This is a genomic window from Methylobacterium indicum, from assembly GCF_017347565.1.
GTDB classification, from domain to species: domain Bacteria; phylum Pseudomonadota; class Alphaproteobacteria; order Rhizobiales; family Beijerinckiaceae; genus Methylobacterium; species Methylobacterium indicum.
On sequence record NZ_AP024145.1, the window covers coordinates 4,071,252 to 4,088,006 of the forward strand.

Below are 16,755 nucleotides of genomic sequence, written 5' to 3' on the forward strand. Positions count from 1 at the left end.
GCACGGAGAGGCCATCGCACCGACAGGCGTCGGGACGTAGAGCGCATCCTGCATTGCCGATAGACTTTGCCGTGTCTGTGAACGGCGCCCCAATACAAAAGAACGGGCCGGATCAGGATCCGGCCCGTTGGAAGAGTTTCCGGCCAATGCACAAGGGGAATGCGGGGAGGACCAGGTGGCCGGGTTGCCATATCAACGGGAATCCCACCGGAAAGGTTCCGCGTCGCTGCAAGATCGCGCGTTTGTCGTTGCATGTGGCGAAAAAGCCTCGCTTGTGGGGTGCGGATCGGGGCCGCGACCCGGTTAACGAGCGGTTGCCACGATGCCTCGCATTGCCGGCACGAACTGTCCCAGTCAGGCACGGAGGCGGGAACTACTACCGGCGGGCGCGCGTTAAGAAAGCATAATCAAGCTTCGCCGCGAGGGCCACGCGTATGCTCCGCCCCCAGTTCTTCTTCGGAATTACGGTTCCTGCCGCGTTCGTCGCGCTGGTCGGCCAGCCGCTGGTCCAGCACTCCGTCGAGGCCTTCGCTCGTCCGGCCGTCGAGCAGGCGGCCATCAAGGGCGACCGCCTCGGGCCGGTCCGTCCGGCCACGAAGGTGCAGGTGCCGGTGGCGGTCGAGATCACCGGGCTCGGTGCTGCCAAGGTCACCCTGCGCAACGCGGCGGGTGACGTCGTCTACCAGGCCGACGCCCACAGCAACACGACGCTCGTCGCCCGCGACACCAGCATTCCCCAGGTCACCGTCCGCGAGCGTGCCGGAGCACCGGTGGCGCAGCGCGACGTCGGTCAGGCCGGGCAGGCCGTACGCCGGATGCCGGAAGGCTGCGAGGGGGCGATCAGCGGTCTTGCCGGGCACGAGGCCCGCCGCCTGCTCCCGAGCCGCTGCCTCGCCGATGCCGGCGACAGCCTTCCCTCCCGCATCGCGACCCTCTGACAATTCGCAGAACCGGACGCTTGCCGAGCTTTCCCCCAGTTCTTTGCCAGGTTCTTGTCACGAGACCGCCCGCCATGACCGATCCCCGCGACTACGAGCTTCCTTCCCCCGAGCCGCTGCGTCTGGAACGGGTCCATCGCGACGGGCAGGTCGAGCCGGACATCGATCGGCTCGCGAGCCTGCTGGCCGGCCTCACGGCGGTGAGGTCCGTCGACGACGTGATCTGTGCCGCGATGGCCAAGCGCAACCTCGTGGTGACGACACGCGCCCGCGCCGCCTGACCGGCGCACCCTTCAGAGCAACGACGACCCCGAAGGCCGAGGGCCTCCGGGGTCGTCGTCGTGTGCCGCCATGCCGTCTGCGGCCCATGCCGATGCGCCGGAGGGGCATCAAGGCTCCCTCCGGCGCATGAGGATGGGTCTCAAACCGTTCGCCCCGGTCTCGCGGGGCCGGTCCGTGGATCGGCGCGAGGGGCCGGCCCTGCCGGATCCCGCCCTCACTCGTCCGTGGCGCGCCCGCTGCCCGAGGCCTGCCCGCCCTTGCGGCCGGCCGACGAGGCCAGTTCGCGGTCCTGCGAGAAGGAGCGCTTCTCGGCCGGCACGCTGCGGCCGCCCTTGCTGGCAATCTCGCGCTGCCGCTCCAGATCCATGGAAGCGAAGCCGCGCTTCGAAGTCGAATTTCCGGTAGCCATGAGTGCCTCCTTGGCCGGTGTTCTCAGACCGAACAACCTTCAGCGGAAATGATGGTTCCTGCCACGCATGCAGGCTGAGCCGGGCAGACGGTCCCGAATCGGGCCAGTACAGGCGGGCCGGCGACTTGAGTCACGCCGCCGCAGGTATGCTGCGAACCGGCCGGAAGCTTGGCCGTAAGCGGCCCCGGAGCGGTGGGAACCCCGCGGGCGGGCCGGCGTTCGCCCCGGACTTTGCGGCAGACGGGCGAGATTTCGCTCGCCCGTTTCATGTCGCGGAAAGCGGGCCGGCGCCCGCCCGTTTCGGAGCGATCCCGATGACCAACAGGACCATGGTGACCCGCGAGGCGGCGCAGCATCCCGAGACCGCCCCGGCGCCGAACCGCGACGCCCCTCCCGCGATGCCGGCCGAGGAGGGCAGCCCGCGCCCGACCACGACGGAGGAGCCGGGTGATTCCCCCCAGCCCAACCGCCAGTTCGGCGACCGGCCGATCGGCGGTCTGACGACGCGAAAGGAGCAGCCGCGCAAGGAGTGACGCATGGCCGGCCGGTGCCGGCGCGGCAGCGGTTCCCAGCCCCGCTCCGCCCCTCTACACAGGCAGGCGGGATCTGGGGCGGCGGACCATGAGCGGCGGGGCGGGAGCGGCGGAACGGACGGGCGGCGGAATGGCCCGGGAGGCGGGCGACCGCCCGGCCGACGGCCGCAGCGGGGAGCAGGTCGCGGGCCGGGAGGCGGTGCCCGCCCGGGCCGGCAACGACCGGGAGGCGGGCGACGCCTCCGGCGGCCTCGACCGCAGCCTGTTCCGCTACATCTGGCGCCACTCGAAGCGCGACCAGATCCTGATCTGCGGCGTCGTGCTCGCCTCGCTGCCGCTCTACTTCGCCTCGCTCGACCTGCCGCGGCGCATCGTCAACGAGGCGATCCAGGGCCACGCCTTCGAGAAGGGCAACGAGACCGCCAAGTTCCTGATCCTGCGCCTGCAGGTGCCGGACTGGTTTGGTGGCGAGCGGCTGCTGTTCTCCGGCTTCGACGTCGACCGGTTCGAGCTGCTGTTCGGCCTCTCCTCGATGTTCCTGCTGCTGGTGCTGATCAACGGCGCCTTCAAGTACTGGATCAACGTGGCCAAGGGGGCGCTCGGCGAGCGGATGCTGCGGCGCCTGCGCTTCCAGCTCTTCTCGCTGATCATGCGCTTCTCGCCGGACGCGCTGCGCCACACCAAGGCCTCCGAGGTCGCCACCATCATCCGCGACGAGGTCGAGCCGATCGGCGGCTTCATCGGCGACGCCTACATCCTGCCGGCCTTCCTGGGCACCCAGGCCGCCACCGCGATGGCGTTCATCCTGATTCAGAACGTCTGGCTCGGGCTGCTCGCCGCCGGGGTGGTGGGGGTGCAGTTCGTGGTCATCCCGCGCCTGCGGCGCGAGCTGCTGCGCCTTGGGCGCCAGCGCCAGCTCGCCTCGCGCCGCCTCGCCGGCCGGGTCGGCGAGGTGGTGGACGGCATCGCGGCGGTGCATTCCAACGGGGCCGAGGCCTGGGAGCGGGCCGAGATCGGCCACCGCCTCGGCGGGTTGTTCGACCTGCGCCTGCGCATCTACCGGCGCAAGTTCATGGTCAAGTTCCTGAACAACCTGCTCGCCCAGATGACGCCGTTCCTGTTCTACTGCATCGGCGGTTATTTCGCTCTCAAGGGCCAGCTCAGCATCGGCCAGCTGGTGGCGGTGATCGCCGCCTATCGCGATCTGCCGCCGCCCCTGAAGGAATTGATCGACTGGGACCAGCAGCGCCTCGACGTGCAGGTGAAGTACGAGCAGGTCTTGCAGCAATTCCTGCCCGACCGGCTTCTCGGGCTCGACGCGCCCGGCCGCGACGACTCGCTCTGCGGGCGGCTGGCCGCCGAGGGCGTCGGCGTGCAGGAACCGCACGGGCCGGTCCTCTCCAACGTCTCCCTGTCCTTGCCCCTGCCGGCCATCGTCGCCATCGTCAGCGACGGCGGTCCCGCCGCCTCGACCTTCGCGCGGGTGCTGGCGCGCCGGGTCGTGCCGACCTCCGGCCGGGTCACCCTCGAGGGGCACGACCTCGCCGACTGGGCGGGCGCCGCGCTCACCCGGCGCATCGCCTTCGCGGGCGTCGACCCGATCCTGTTCCCGGGGTCCTTGCGCGACAACATCGTGTACGGCCTCAACCGCCGCCCACCGGCCTCCGGCGCTCATCCGGCCGACGCCAAGCTGCTGGCCGAGGCCCACCGCACCGGCAACCCGGTCGAGCCCTTCCCGGCGGACTGGATCGACTACGCCCAGGCCGGCGTCGCCGACGCGCGCGAGCTCGACGCCCTGATCCTCGACTGGCTCGCCCGCATCGGCATGGGCGAGGAGGTCTACCGTTTCGGTCTCCTCGGCCAGGTCGATCCCGAGCGCCACCCCGATCTCGCCGCCCGGCTGATCGAGGCCCGGATCGCCTTCCGCGAGCGCCTCGCCGCGGAAGGGCACGCCCACCTCGTCGAGCCGTTCGACCCCGCCCGCTACAACCGCCAGGCGACGGTGGCGGAGAACCTGCTGTTCGGCGTGCCGACCACCACGGCGCTCACCGGACGGGCGCTCGCCGAGCACGCGGTGGTGCGCCTCGTCCTCGACCGCACCGGTCTCGCCGACGACCTCGTCACCATGGGCGAGCGGATCGCCGCCACCATGCTGGAGATCTTCCGCGGCCTGCCGAGCGGGCACCCGCTGTTCGAGCAGTTCTCGTTCCTCTCCGCCGACGAGCTGCCAGAATTCGAGGCGATCCTCGCCCGCCGCACCGCCACCGAGGCCTCGGCCGAGCGCCACGGCGGCGGGATGCTCAACCGGATCCGGCGGCGCTGGATCGGGCTCGGCCGCTACGGCTCGGCCGACGCGACGCGGCTCATCGCCCTGCCGCTCGCCTATATCGAGCCGCGTCACCGCCTCGGCCTGATCGACGACGCCTTCCGCGACCGGCTGGTCGAGGCGCGAGGCCAGCTGCGCACCGCCCTCGACGAGGCGGGTCTCGGCGGCGTCGACTTCTACGATCCCGACCAGGTCTGCGCCGCCGCCCCCTTGCGCGACAACCTGCTGTTCGGCCGCATCAACCAGTCGGTCGCCGACGCCGTCGAGACCGTGACGGCGACCGGCACCGCCCTCGTCCAGGAGATGCGGCTCGCCCCCGCCATCACCCGGGTCGGCCTCGACCACCAGGTCGGTCCCGAGGGGCGCTTCCTGTCGGGGGGGCAGCGGGCGGTGGTGAGCCTGGTCCGCGCCCTGATCCGCCGGCCCGACCTCCTCGTCCTCGACGGCGCCCTCTCGCCGATGGGCGAGAACCGGGCCCGCACGGTGCTCGGACTCCTGCTGGAGCGGTTCGGCCGCGAGAACAGCCTCGTGGCGGTGCTCCCCAACGACCGCGTCGCCGACCGATTCGAGGTGGTGCTGCGGGCCGCCGGCACGCAGATCCACGGGCCTGACGCGAAGGCGGCGCCGTCGGCACCCGCCGCGGGCGAAGCCTCCGGCGGAGAGGCACCGGCGGGGGCTGGCGTTGCGGCGCCGGCTGCGGCAGTCTCCGGGCGCGCCGACAACGAGACGGGGCCGGAACCGGCGCGCGTCGAGCAGGATGTAAGGGCATGACGCTAGAGACCGAGGTGCAGTCGCTGCGCCAAGTGCCGATGTTCCGCGAGGTGGATCCGGCTCGCCTGAAGCTGCTCGCCTTCACCAGCGAGCGGGTGCATTTCGCCGACGGGCAGCGCTTCTTCGACCGGGGCGACGCGGCGGATGCGGCCTACCTGATCCTGGAAGGCGAGGCGGCCGTCACCCTGGACGGGCCGCAGGGGCCGATCCGCCTGGCCCTGCTCGGCGCCAACGCGCTCGTCGGCGAGATGGGCATCCTGGCCGACCAGCCGCGCTCCGCCACCGTGACCGCCGCCGTGCCGACGACGGCGCTCCGCATCGACCGGCGGGTCTTTCTCGAGCTTCTGAGCCAGTTCCCGCAGATCGCCATCGCGGTGATGCGCGAGCTCGCCCATCGCCTCGAGATGACCAACCAGCAGCTGGCCCAGACGCGGGCCAGCTGAGAACCAGCATCGGCGAGCCTCGCCGATGGAACGAGGCTTGCCCGCGAACGAGGCAGGCCCGAGACACGATCCCGGGGGGAGACCATGGACCTCGCAGCCGGCCTGAAGGGCCGCCACGTCCTCGTGACCGGGGCCTCGGGCGGCCTCGGCGACCATTTCGCCCGGCTCTGCGCCGGGTGCGGCGCCGCCGTCACGGTGGCGGCGCGGCGCAAGGAGAAGCTCGACGCCCTGGTGCGCGATCTCCTGGCCGCCGGCGCCCCGGAGGCCCGGGCGGTCTCCCTCGACGTCGCCGACGCGGACTCGGTGACCGCCGCCTTCGCGGCCCTGCACGCCCTGCCGGACGTGGTGGTCAACAATGCCGGCATCGCCGAGGGCGGGGCGGCGATCGACGTCGACATCGCGACCTTCGACCGGGTGATCGACACCAACCTGCGCGGCGTCTGGGCAATGTCCACCACGGCGGCGCGTGCCTGGCGCGACGCGGGGCGCGGCGGCGTGATCGTCAACGTCGCGTCGATCCTCGGCCTCCGGGTCGCCGGCGGGGTCGGGCCCTACACGGTCTCGAAGGCCGGCGTGGTGCAGATGACCCAGGCGCTCGGCCTCGAATGGGCGCGCTACGGCATCCGGGTCAACGCGCTGGCGCCGGGCTATATCGGCACCGACATCAACCGCGAGTTCTTCGAGACCGCCCCCGGCCAGGCGATGCTCAAGCGCATCCCGATGCGCCGCCTCGGCCGTCCGGAGGATCTCGACGGCGCCTTCCTGCTGCTGGCCGGCGACGCCTCCGGCTGGATGACCGGCGCGACCCTGCCGGTCGATGGCGGCCACCTCGTCTCGGGGCTCTGACCGGCGGCTCTCAGTTCGTCAGCCGGACCTGCGCGAAGGTGTTGAACAGCTTCCGCATCGCGTCGCCGATCGCGCCGGTCTTGCCCGCCTCCATGTAGAAGTCCCCGCTGGTCGCGCAGGCGGCGAGCTGGGACGGGATGTCGTCGAGGCGCGTGCCCCGTCCGCGGATCTGGCTCGGCTGGCCGAGGGTGGCGTTGTAGCCCCAGTCCCAGGTCATCGGCAGGTAGGGCGTGTAGATCACCCCGACCCAGACCGGCAGCTTGGCGCTGCCGCCCGGCGCCTTGAGGGCGGCGCATTGCGCCGGATCGAAGGGCGCGACGAGGGCGCGCTTCGGCACGTCCCAGGTCCAGGACCGGCCCGGATCGGCGACGCCGTCGGTCGCCAGGATCACGAGCTTCTTCGGCGTGGTGATGCCGTCGCCGCTCGGGCCCACCGCCTTGGTGAAGGCCGGCATGATGGTCGAGAACAGCGTCGCCCCGTCGCTCTCGCCCGAGGCGCTCGGCGCCTTGGGCAGGTTGCCCGCCACCTTCGACAGGTCGCTCGTCGGATCGAGCACCTTGGTGAGCTGGGTGCTGAACGCGTAGATGGCGATCCGCACCCGCTTGCTCGCCGCCTCCTGCTGGCGCAGCGAGGCGACGAAATCCAGGATGCCCTGGTTCATCTCGTCGAGGCGCAGGGTGATGCCGTTCGCCTTGGCCCACTGGTAGCTGTCCAGGCTGGTATTCTTCACCGGCTGGCCGTCGTGGCAGGCGAAGGCGCATCCGTTCAGGTTGGCCTGGAGCGCCGCGATGTCGGCGCTCGTCGCCCCCAGCGCCATCGAGCCCGAGACGTCGATCAGCAGGTAGACGTCGATCAGGGGCGACAGGTCGGCGCTGGCCTGCGAGACCCCGTCATAGGGCATCGCCGTGGTGCCGATGATCCCCATCAGGGTCGTCTTCGTCGAGGCCGTGTAGGTGCCCGAGACCGTGACGCTGCGGCCCGTCAGGGCGACGGTGAACGTCGCCTGGGGCGCCGTGGCCGTGGCCGCCTTCGGCGCCAGGGTGGCGAAGAGCTGGGTGGCCGCGTCGCTGCCGGCCTGGCGGATCGCCACGTCGGACAGGCCCTTGGCATCCGCCGCCCGCACCGCCTGGGCGCCGGCCAGCACCGCGGCGTCGAGGGCGGCGTCGAGGCGCGACCGATCCTGGCGCGAGCGGGCGAAGTCGACCCCGGCCCCGGCCAGGATCACCAGCATCAGGGCGGTCAGGCCGACGATCAGCGCAACGCTGCCGCGCCGGTCGTGCCCGAAGGCCCGGATCCGCGTCGTCGGGGGGAGCAGGAAGGGAGGCAGGGGCATGACGGACCGACCGGGAGGCGTCCGTCATCCTGCCCCGGCGGGCGTTTCCCCGCCGTGAATGCGATCGGCGAAACCCGCGGCCGCGCGGTCGCGGCGGCGGACTCGTCTCGACCCGGAATCCGTCCCGTCGGCGGCGATCCGCGGCGCCGCCCGGCGTCACCCCGTCGGATAGGTGATGAACTCCATCAGCGATCCGTCGGGATCGCGGAAGTAGACGCTGATGCCCTCGCCGACCGCGCCGTGGCGCGGCACTGGGCCGAGCTCGACCGGCACGCCGTGACGCTCGAGGTGGACGATCGCCTCCTCGATCGGGCCGTGCCAGCGGAAGCAGAGGTCGCTGTTGCCGGGCGCCACCGGCAGCCGGGCCCGCGGCTCGCCGATCTGGCCCGGCCCGTGGCAGTTCAGCTGCACGCCGCCGAAGCGGTAGGCGTAGCCCCGCCCGACCGGAACGACCTCCGCGCCGAGCACGTCCCGGTAGAAGATGGTGGAGCGCTCCCAGTCCGAGACGTGGATGACGCAGTGGTCGAGGTGGACCGCCGGACGGACGACCGTCTCCGGCACCGCACCGACGAAGTCGGGAAGGGTCTCGGTCTCCGGCATCGCGCGCCTCCGATCTTGCCACCCCCAAGGTAACGCGGCGGCGGTACCGGTGACCAGCGGGCCGGCGGGAAATGTCGCGCCGCCGCGCGGCCTGTCGCGGTCAGGCGCGCCAGAACGGCTTGCGGCTCTCCCGCCGCACCGTATCGGGATCGAGTCCGGTATCCAGCATCTGCGCCGCCGTCAGCTCGGCGAGGACCCGGCGGTCCCGGGCGCGACGCCACCAGAGACGCAGGAGGGCGGGACGAGGCGGAGAGGTGTCGGGGACCTGACGGGGGAGGGGCAGCGAGACGACGGGCATGAGGGTCGATCCGAGCGGGGGGAAGCGATCCGGCCGGGATTGCGCCGCCAGGATTGTACCGATACGAATATCGGTGCAATCGAAACATTGCGCTCGGAGCAATGATGGCAGGGCTCGACTATCGCGGAATCGCCGACGCGGTGGCGGCGGAGATCGCCGACGGAACGCTGCGCCCGGGCGACCGGCTGCCGCCGCAGCGCGACTTCGCCTATGCCCGCGGCATCGCCGTCTCGACGGCGAGCCGGGTCTACGCCGAGCTGGCGCGACGCGGCCTCGTCCTCGGCGAGGTCGGGCGCGGCACCTACATCCGCTCCGACCTCGGCGCGCCCGAGCCGATCCGGCCGGAGCCGCCGCCGGCCGCCCTCGACCTCCAGCGCACGATGTCCCGCCTGCCCGAGCAGGAGGCCCTGCTCGCCGAGACCCTGGCGGGGCTCGGGCGCGGCGCGACCGATGCGGCGCTGACCCAGTACGGTCCGGCCGGCACGCCGCAGGCGCGGGGCGTCGCCGCCCGCTTCCTCGCGCACGAGGGCTTCGTGCCCGATCCGGCAGGCCTCCTGTTCACCGGCAACGGGCGCCAGGCGCTGGCCGCCGCCCTGGCGACGCTCGCCCCGCCGGGGGAGCGCATCGGCTGCGAGCCGCTGACCTATCCGGTGGTCAAGGGCATCGCGGCGCGGCTCGGCATCGCTCTCGTGCCGCTCCCCCTCGACGGCGAGGGCGTGCGGCCCGAGGCCATCCTCCAGGCGCACCGCGCCGCGCCGCTGAGCGGGCTCTACCTGCAACCGACGCTGCAGAACCCGCTCGGGCTGACGATGGGCCCCGGGCGCCGGGCCGAGATCGCCGCGGTCCTGGCGCAGACGGGCCTCACCCTCGTGGAGGACGCGGTCTACGGCTTCCTGCGCGAGACGACCTCCATCGCCGCCCTGGCGCCCGAGCGCACCATCCTGGTCGACAGCCTGTCGAAGCGCGTCATGCCGGGCCTGACCGTCGGGATGATCGTGAGCCCGCCCGAGATGGCGGATCGCCTCGCGGCCTCGGTGCGCCAGGGCGGCTGGAGCGCGATGGGGCTCGCGCTCGCCGCCGGCACGCGCTGGATGGAGGACGGGTCGGCCGCCCGGCTCGCCCGCGCCAAGCGGATCGACGCGGCCGAGCGGCAGGCGATCGCCCGGACCTGCCTCGCCGGCCTGCCGGTGACGGGCGACGCGGCGGCCTATCACCTCTGGCTCGCCCTGCCGGAGACCTGGCGGGCCGAGGCCTACGCCGCGGCCGCCCTGCGCCGGGGCATCGCGCTCATCCCGGCCTCCTCCTTCGCGGTCAGCCCGGGCCACGCCCCGAACGCCGTCCGGCTCGCCCTCGCGGCGCCGGCACGGGCCGATCTCGCGCGGGCCCTCGACTCCTTGCGCCGCCTCGCCCTCGCGGGGGACGATCAGGTCGTCGAGTAGGCGCGGGCCTTTCCGGCCGCCGGGCCCGTCCGCCGCCGGCCCGCCGTCACTGCGACAGGCGGACCGGCTGGTCCTTCGCCGGGCCGACGCCCGAGGGCACCGGCACGGCCGAGGAAGTGTAGTTGGCGTTGATCATCAGGTTGGCACTGCCGAAGGTGCGGATCGAGCGCGCCACCACGACCGTCCAGGGCGACTGATCGGCGATCCTGTTGCCGTATCCGCTCACCGTGAGGCTGGCATTCGGCAGGTAGATCGTGCCGACGATCTTGCGGGCGTTATTGGTCGAGATCCCGAAGTCGCCGAAGTAGCTGCGGTCGGTGATCAAGGCGAAGCCCGCATAGGGTCCGCTCTTGCGGCCTTCGATCTCGAGCTTGGCCATGCCGATGACCTGGGCCGACAGCAGGCCCTTGAAGATCAGCACGACGTCGGTGCCGGTGATGGTGGATTGCCCGAGGAGGTTGAGGATCGGGCCGACGAAATAGTGCTCGCCGGGCCGGAGCACGATGGTCGTCATCCCCAGCAGGGTCAGCTCGCCGCAATGGACGCCGGGATTGAGGTAGGTGGTGCCGCTGCCGATGTTGAGCGTGAGCACGTCGTCGCATACGAGCGGCACGTCGATGCGCATCTTGGCGAAGGGATCCGCCATCGTCGGCGCGTCGGTGACCGGGACCGGGCGCACCGGGCCGGTGGCGCTGCCCGACGCCCGCACCTCGCCCGCCCACAGGGCCGTGGCCGCCCCCGCCGCCAGGTTGGCGTTGCTCTGGACGAGGCAGTCGTTGGCGGTGATCGCCGAGTTGCCGCTCAGGCCGACGGCGACCGGCGCGCCGAGGCCGATGGAGTCTTGGGAGCCCAGCACGCAGAGCGGCTTTCGCGCGGTGCGAATCGCCGTCGCCTTGGCCTCGATGGTCCAGCCGCCCGGCGGCAGCATGTTGCGGAAGAACGAGGCCCGGTGCCCGGTCTGCAGCACCGTCACGGTGCGGGCGGCGGTATCGACGGTCGCGCTCGACATGATCGTCCAGCGCAGGCGCAAGGGAGCGGCCATCCCGTCTGCGGCGAGGCGGACCCGTTCGGCCGTGGCGGAGGATTGGTCGACGCCGAACTCGCCCGCGCCCTGGATCGCCGCGGCATCGACGTAGCTCTGCAGCTTCGACTTCGCCAGCATCACCTCCGACACCTCGGCGACGCCGACCGCCGCCATCGCCAGGATCGGCAGCAGCAGCCCCAGCACGACGATCACCGAGCCGCGCCGGCAGCGCCGGAAGCGGACGAAGAGGGACGGGGCGGGATCCGGGCGGAACGTCATCGTGCGGCAGGCGGCTACTCAAGTTGTAGAAGAAAGACACTGCTATCGGCAGTTGTCTTCCGGCTTCCACAACGTCAGCTTCGCCCATCTCTGCCGTTCGATTCCGAACAAAAGCCTAACGCCTTCGCCCGCTCGTGGTCTTACGAGGTTACGTGTATTCCGCCCTGTGCCCGGTATTGGTGGATCCGGCGCGGCGATGCGGGGCCGCGCCGGGTTCGTTCGCCTCAGGCGGTCACGTCGTGCTCGATCGCCCCGAAGATCGAGTGCCCGCCGGTATCCTTCATCTCGACCCGCATGCGGTCGCCCGCCGTCAGGTAGGGCGTTCGGGCCCAGCCGCCGGTCAGGACCTCGGCGGCACGGGCTTCGGCCAGGCAGGCATAGCCCGCCCCGCCCTCGGCCGTGGCCCGGCCCGGCCCGCCGTCGATGCCGCGGTTCGAGACCGGACCGGCGCTGATCAGCGTGCCGGCGCCGAGGGCGTGGTGACGCGCCGCCTCCGCCACCAGACCGACGAGGCCTTGAGCGACGAGGCTTTGGCCGACCAGGCCCTGGGTCATGTCGGCGCCCGCGTCCGGGCAGCCGAGCGCCTTGCCGTTGCGGCTGACGAGGAGCGGGCGGTGCAGCGTGCCGTCGCGCCAGGCGCCCTCCAGCTCGTCGGGCGTCACCGCCACGGGGGCGAGACTGGCGGCGAGCGCCGGTGCCTCGGCGCCGTCGAGGTCGAGCCCGTCGGGCCGCAGGCGGTCGTGGCGGATCACCTCCGCCACCAGCGTCACCAGCCGGATCGCGCCCTCGGCCTGGGCCATCCCGGCGCCCCGGGCGAGGTCGCCGGTGATCACCGCGAGGCCCGCCGACAGGTCGAGGGAGGCGGCGGGATCGTCGGCGGCGAGCGGCTCGCGGGGCCCCAGGAACCCGTCCGAGGGGGCGTGGCGCAGGCGGCCCGCCTCGCTCCCCGCCGCCTCGGCGCCGGCGGCCTGGCGCAGCAGGGCCGGGTAGCCCGGCCAGGCGGCGGCGTGCCGGCGGGCATAGGCGCGGGGCAGGGGAGCGGCGCAATCGTGCTCGTGGAAGCGGAACGAGGGCACCGAGCCGTGCTCGAGCTGCTCGGCCAGGGCCGCGAGGGCCGGGGCATAGCGCTCCCAGTCGTCGAGGGCCCGCTGGAGCGTCGGTACCACGATGAAGGCGTCGGTGGCGCGGGTCAGGTCGCGCGAGACCACGACGAGGCGGCCGTCCCGGCCGTGCTTGAGGCTGGCGAGCTTCATTCGGCGTCCCTCCTGTCGCCCGCTGTTGCGGGCGTCCGAGCCTGCCGAGACGGCAGGCCCGCGGCCCGGTTCGTCGGGCGCGTCGGTCCATCATGGACCGCCCCGGCCGCGGAGGCTACGGCCGGGGAGGGGTTCCCTTCCGTCAGATCGTCCCGTGGACGAGGCCGTGGATGAAGCCGAGCTTGGCGATGACCGGCGGCGCCAGCACGAAGGGGTAGAGGTCGCCCTGGCCCATCGCCCGGTTGACGCTGTTCAACGCGAACACGAAGGGCAGCCAGGCGGCCACGATCTGCTCGATGCCCTGCGCCTCGTAGGGGTCGAAGTCGATCCGCGCCGCGAGTTCGCCGCCCGCGTCGAGGAGCGGGTGGACCTGCATCCCGAAGGCGCTCGCCATCTCCAGCGTGTCGACGATGTGCAGGTAATGCGCCCAGGTCTCGGCGAAATCCTCCCACGGATGGGTGGTGGCGTAGGCCGAGACGTGGGTCTCCTGCCAGTTGGCCGGCGTACCCTGCTCGTAGTGGCGCTGGAGCGCCGCGTTGTAGTCCTGCGAATCGTCGCCGAACACCGCCCGGCAGGCCTCCAGCCTCCCGGCATCGCGCACCAGAAGGTCCCAGTAATGGTGCCCGACCTCGTGGCGGAAATGCCCGAGCAGGGTGCGGTAGGGCTCGCCCATCTCGCGCCGGCGCTTCTCGCGCTCGGCGTCGTCGGCCTCGACGAGCGCGATGGTGATGACGCCGTTGTCGTGGCCGGTCATCACCTTCGGGCCCTGGTTCTCCGGCGGGTCGGCCAGGAAGTGGAATATCAGGCCGTGCTCCGGGTCCTCGGCCCGGGTCTTCAGCGGCAGGTTCCAGCGCAGGAGGCTGTAGAAGAGCCGGTGCTTGGCGAACTCCATCTCGCGCCACTTGGCGAGGTATTCGGGGTTCGAGACGTCGGGAATCGTGCCGTTGTGGCGGCAGGCGAGGCAGAAGGCGTCGCCGGAGCCCGGCGGCACCAGCCAGTTGCAGGCATCGTGCACCGCGTTGGCGCAGAACCGGCTCGGCCGGTCCGGCACCGCGAGCGGGCTCCAGTCCTCGCCCCCGGCCGGCGCGAGCGCGGAGAGCGTGCGGGTCTCGGGCAGGTAGGCGAGGGTGTGGCCGCAGCGCTGGCAGGCCCGGTTCTCGAAGTACAGGATGTTGCCGCAGGACTGGCACTGGAACAGTTTCATCGGACTCTCCACCGGGCGCGACCGCCCGCCGCACGGTGCAACGAACGTGCTAGGGGTGCGGGGGTTGCGATGGGCCGGCCTCGTCGCGCAAGGCGACGAGGACCACCATGGATGCGAGCGCCGAACTGGACGAGCCGATCCCCTACATGGCGCGCACGCGGGCCTATTACGGCGCCCTCGGCTACCCGCCCTACCGGTGGGCACATCTCGACGACGTGCCCTTCGCCTCCCTCGGCAAGCCCCTCGGGACGTGCTGCCTTGCCCTCGTCACGACGGCGGCGCCCTACCAGCCGGACAAGGGCGACCAGGGGCCGGGCGCGCCCTACAACGGGGCGGCCAAGTTCTTCACGGTGTATTCCGCTCCGGCGGACGTGATTCCGGACCTGCGTATCGCCCACGTCGCGTATGATCGCGACCACGCGCGTGCGGACGATCCAGCCACCTACTTCCCCCTCGCGGCTCTGAGGGCGGCCGTCGCGGCGGGACGGGTCGGGCGCATCGCAGCCCGCTTCCACGGCCTGCCGACGAACCGCAGCCAGCGCGTCACGACCGAGACCGATGCGCCTGAGATCGTCGCCCGCATCCGCGCCGACGGGGCTGATGCGGCGATCCTGGTCGCCAACTGCCCCGTTTGTCACCTGTCGCTCGCTCTCGCCGCCCGGGCCCTCGAAGCCGCCGGAATCGCCACCGTGCTGATGGGGTGCGCCAAGGACGTCGTCGAGCATTGCGGCGTGCCGCGCTTCCTGTTCAGCGACTTCCCCCTCGGCCACGCGGCCGGACGGCCGCACGACCGGGACTCGCAGGAGGCGACGCTGGATCTGGCCCTCACCCTCCTCGAATCGGCCGCGGTGGCGCGCACGACGGTGCAATCGCCCCAGCGGTGGAGCCCCGACCCGTCCTGGAAGGCGGATTATGCGAGCCTCGATCGCCTCTCCGCCGAGGAGATTGCGCGCCGCCGCGCGGATTTCGAGAGCGAGAAGCGCCGGGCACGGCCCAACCGCACGGCGACCGGCGCGGTGGCCTCCTGACTGTCCCTCCCACCGAGCCGGGATCGCCGTAGCGGATCGGTGCGGCGGCGCCCACCTCCCATGCCCCCGGCGCTCTCACGGGCAGGCCCGAAATCCCCTATCACCGGAGGCGCGAACACGAACCGGGCCGCCAGATGCCCGCGCGATGAGGAGATGCCGATGGCGATGAACGGGGCCGAGAGCCTGGTGCGCACCCTGGTGGCGGGGGGCGTCGAGGTCTGCTTCACCAATCCGGGCACCTCGGAGATGCACTTCGTCGCCGCCCTCGACCGGGTCGAGGGGATGCGGGCGGTCCTGTGCCTGTTCGAGGGCGGGGCGACGGGCGCCGCCGACGGCTATGCCCGCATGGCCGACAAGCCGGCCTCGACGCTCCTGCATCTCGGGCCGGGCCTCGGCAACGGCATCGCCAACCTGCACAATGCGCGCCGCGCCCGCTCGCCGCTGGTCAACATCGTGGGCGAGCACGCCACCTATCACCGCGCCTTCGACGCGCCGCTCACCTCCGACATCGAGGGGCTGGCCGGTCCCGTCTCGGCCTGGGTCCGCACCGGCATGAGCGCCAAGGCGGTGGCGGCGGACGGGGCCGACGCGATCGTCGCCGCCCGCACGGCGCCCGGGGGCGTCGCCACCCTGATCCTGCCGGCCGACACCGCCTGGGAGGAAGGCTCCGGCATCGCCCCCCTGCCGGCGATCCCCGAACGCCCGCGGGCGAGCGACGAGGCGATCGCGCACGCGGTCGCGGCGCTCCGCAGCGGCGAGCCGGTGCTGCTCCATCTCGGCGACCGGGCGGTGCGGGACGAGGGACGGCGCCTCGCCGACCGCATCGCGAAGAAGACCGGCGCGACGCTGCTCGCCATGACCTCGAACGCCCGCATCGACCGGGGGGCGGGCACGGTGCCGATCGAGCGCCTGCCCTATCCGGTCGATCCGGCCCGCGAGGTGCTGGCGCCCTACAAGCACATCATCCTGATCGGTGCGACCCTGCCGGTGGCGTTCTTCGCCTATCCGGGCAAGCCGAGCGCGCTCGCCCCGCCGACCTGCGACGTCTTCGCCCTCGCCACACCCGAGCAGGACCAGATCGATGCGCTCGCACGCCTCGCCGAGGCGGTCGGCGCCCCGCCCGAGGCGCCCGCCCCCGCCGGGCCCCGGCCGGAGCTGCCGGGGGAGGGCCGCCTCGACCAGGATTCGATCGCCCGGGTGCTCGGCGCGCTGATCCCCGAGGGCGCCATCGTCTGCGACGAGTCGGTGACGACGGGGCGCAACTTCTTCCCCGCGACGCACGCGGCGGCCCCGCATACCTGGCTCCAGCTCACCGGCGGTTCGATCGGGGTCGGCATCCCGATGGCGACCGGCGCGGCGGTGGCCTGCCCCGACCGCAAGGTGATCTCGCTCCAGGCCGACGGCAGTGCCCTCTACACCGCCCAGGCGCTCTGGACCCAGGCGCGCGAGCGCCTCGACGTGGTGACGCTGATCTGGTCGAACCGCTCCTACGCGATCCTGCGCCACGAACTGACCAATGTCGGCGCCAATCCCGGCCGCAAGGCGATCGACATGCTGACCCTCGACGATCCGCCGATCGACTGGGTGAGCCTGTCCAAGGGCTACGGCGTCGAGGCGCGCCGGATCGAGACCCTGGCCCAGCTCGTCGACACCCTGAAGGGCGCGCTCGCCCGGCGCGGGCCGTTCCTGATCGAGGTGGCCCTGGCCTGAGCCCGGGTCGCGCCGGTTCCGCGTCCCGGCCGGCCCGAA

Annotated in this window: 16 protein-coding genes; 9 read left to right on the forward strand and 7 right to left on the reverse strand. The window is 72.4% G+C overall.

The genetic code is table 11. The features are described 5' to 3' along the window. The first annotated feature begins 434 nt into the window (after positions 1–434). On the forward strand, positions 435–938 hold the full coding sequence (locus miv_RS18980) for a hypothetical protein (RefSeq protein ID WP_207178236.1): 504 nt from the start codon (positions 435–437) through the stop codon (positions 936–938). A gap of 74 nt (positions 939–1,012) precedes the next feature. Continuing rightward, positions 1,013–1,219 (forward strand): hypothetical protein, encoded by a 207-nt coding sequence (locus miv_RS18985; protein ID WP_058619845.1) that lies wholly within the window; start codon positions 1,013–1,015, stop codon positions 1,217–1,219. Between the two features lie 215 nt (positions 1,220–1,434). On the opposite strand, the gene miv_RS18990 is transcribed toward miv_RS18985, so the two are convergent. Further along, positions 1,435–1,629 (reverse strand): con-10 family general stress protein, encoded by a 195-nt coding sequence (locus miv_RS18990; RefSeq protein WP_048429096.1) that lies wholly within the window; start codon positions 1,627–1,629, stop codon positions 1,435–1,437. 314 nt (positions 1,630–1,943) lie between these two features. On the opposite strand from miv_RS18990, the gene miv_RS18995 reads away from it, so the two are divergent. The 4 genes from miv_RS18995 (at position 1,944) to miv_RS19010 (ending at position 6,548) form a co-directional block, all read left to right on the forward strand. Beyond that, on the forward strand, positions 1,944–2,162 hold the full coding sequence (locus tag miv_RS18995) for a hypothetical protein (protein ID WP_048429097.1): 219 nt from the start codon (positions 1,944–1,946) through the stop codon (positions 2,160–2,162). 130 nt (positions 2,163–2,292) lie between these two features. Then, a complete protein-coding gene (locus tag miv_RS19000) occupies positions 2,293–5,259 on the forward strand; it encodes an ABC transporter ATP-binding protein/permease (RefSeq protein WP_244748591.1) in 2,967 nt (988 codons plus the stop codon). Next, positions 5,256–5,702, forward strand: coding sequence for a Crp/Fnr family transcriptional regulator (locus tag miv_RS19005; protein ID WP_048429098.1), 447 nt, complete (start codon positions 5,256–5,258; stop codon positions 5,700–5,702). The genes miv_RS19000 and miv_RS19005 overlap by 4 nt, the downstream gene beginning before the upstream one ends. An 84-nt stretch (positions 5,703–5,786) precedes the next feature. After that, entirely contained in the window at positions 5,787–6,548 is a 762-nt protein-coding gene (locus miv_RS19010) for an SDR family NAD(P)-dependent oxidoreductase (protein ID WP_207178240.1), read from the forward strand. Positions 6,549–6,558: 10 nt separating this feature from the next. Here miv_RS19010 and miv_RS19015 read toward each other — a convergent pair whose 3' ends face one another. The 3 genes from miv_RS19015 to miv_RS19025 form a co-directional block, all read right to left on the reverse strand. Then, positions 6,559–7,881: a pilus assembly protein gene (locus miv_RS19015; protein WP_207178242.1), complete on the reverse strand. Its 1,323-nt coding sequence runs from the start codon at positions 7,879–7,881 to the stop codon at positions 6,559–6,561. A gap of 156 nt (positions 7,882–8,037) precedes the next feature. Continuing rightward, positions 8,038–8,481, reverse strand: coding sequence for a VOC family protein (locus miv_RS19020; RefSeq protein ID WP_207178244.1), 444 nt, complete (start codon positions 8,479–8,481; stop codon positions 8,038–8,040). 100 nt (positions 8,482–8,581) lie between these two features. Further along, positions 8,582–8,779, reverse strand: coding sequence for a DUF1127 domain-containing protein (locus miv_RS19025; protein ID WP_244748592.1), 198 nt, complete (start codon positions 8,777–8,779; stop codon positions 8,582–8,584). A 104-nt stretch (positions 8,780–8,883) separates the two neighbouring features. Between miv_RS19025 and miv_RS19030 the strand changes: the two genes are divergently transcribed. After that, the gene (locus miv_RS19030; RefSeq protein ID WP_207178246.1) at positions 8,884–10,218 is read left to right on the forward strand and encodes an aminotransferase-like domain-containing protein; all 1,335 of its coding nucleotides are present in this window, start codon (positions 8,884–8,886) and stop codon (positions 10,216–10,218) included. 46 nt (positions 10,219–10,264) lie between these two features. Here the strand turns inward: miv_RS19030 and miv_RS19035 are convergent, their stop codons facing one another. The 3 genes from miv_RS19035 to miv_RS19045 form a co-directional block, all read right to left on the reverse strand. After that, positions 10,265–11,521, reverse strand: a complete 1,257-nt coding sequence (locus miv_RS19035; RefSeq protein ID WP_207178248.1) for a pilus assembly protein TadG-related protein — start codon at positions 11,519–11,521, stop codon at positions 10,265–10,267. Positions 11,522–11,745: 224 nt separating this feature from the next. Then, positions 11,746–12,774 (reverse strand): fumarylacetoacetate hydrolase family protein, encoded by a 1,029-nt coding sequence (locus miv_RS19040; protein WP_207178250.1) that lies wholly within the window; start codon positions 12,772–12,774, stop codon positions 11,746–11,748. 142 nt (positions 12,775–12,916) lie between these two features. Continuing rightward, a complete protein-coding gene (locus tag miv_RS19045; RefSeq protein WP_048429203.1) occupies positions 12,917–13,978 on the reverse strand; it encodes a zinc-binding metallopeptidase family protein in 1,062 nt (353 codons plus the stop codon). A gap of 107 nt (positions 13,979–14,085) precedes the next feature. Here miv_RS19045 and miv_RS19050 point away from each other — a divergent pair, with 107 nt between their 5' ends. Together miv_RS19050 and miv_RS19055 are read left to right on the forward strand one after the other, a co-directional pair. Further along, on the forward strand, positions 14,086–15,006 hold the full coding sequence (locus tag miv_RS19050) for a glycine/sarcosine/betaine reductase selenoprotein B family protein (protein ID WP_058620042.1): 921 nt from the start codon (positions 14,086–14,088) through the stop codon (positions 15,004–15,006). A 159-nt stretch (positions 15,007–15,165) separates the two neighbouring features. Beyond that, positions 15,166–16,716: an acetolactate synthase large subunit gene (locus miv_RS19055; protein ID WP_207178252.1), complete on the forward strand. Its 1,551-nt coding sequence runs from the start codon at positions 15,166–15,168 to the stop codon at positions 16,714–16,716. Positions 16,717–16,755: the final 39 nt, after the last annotated feature.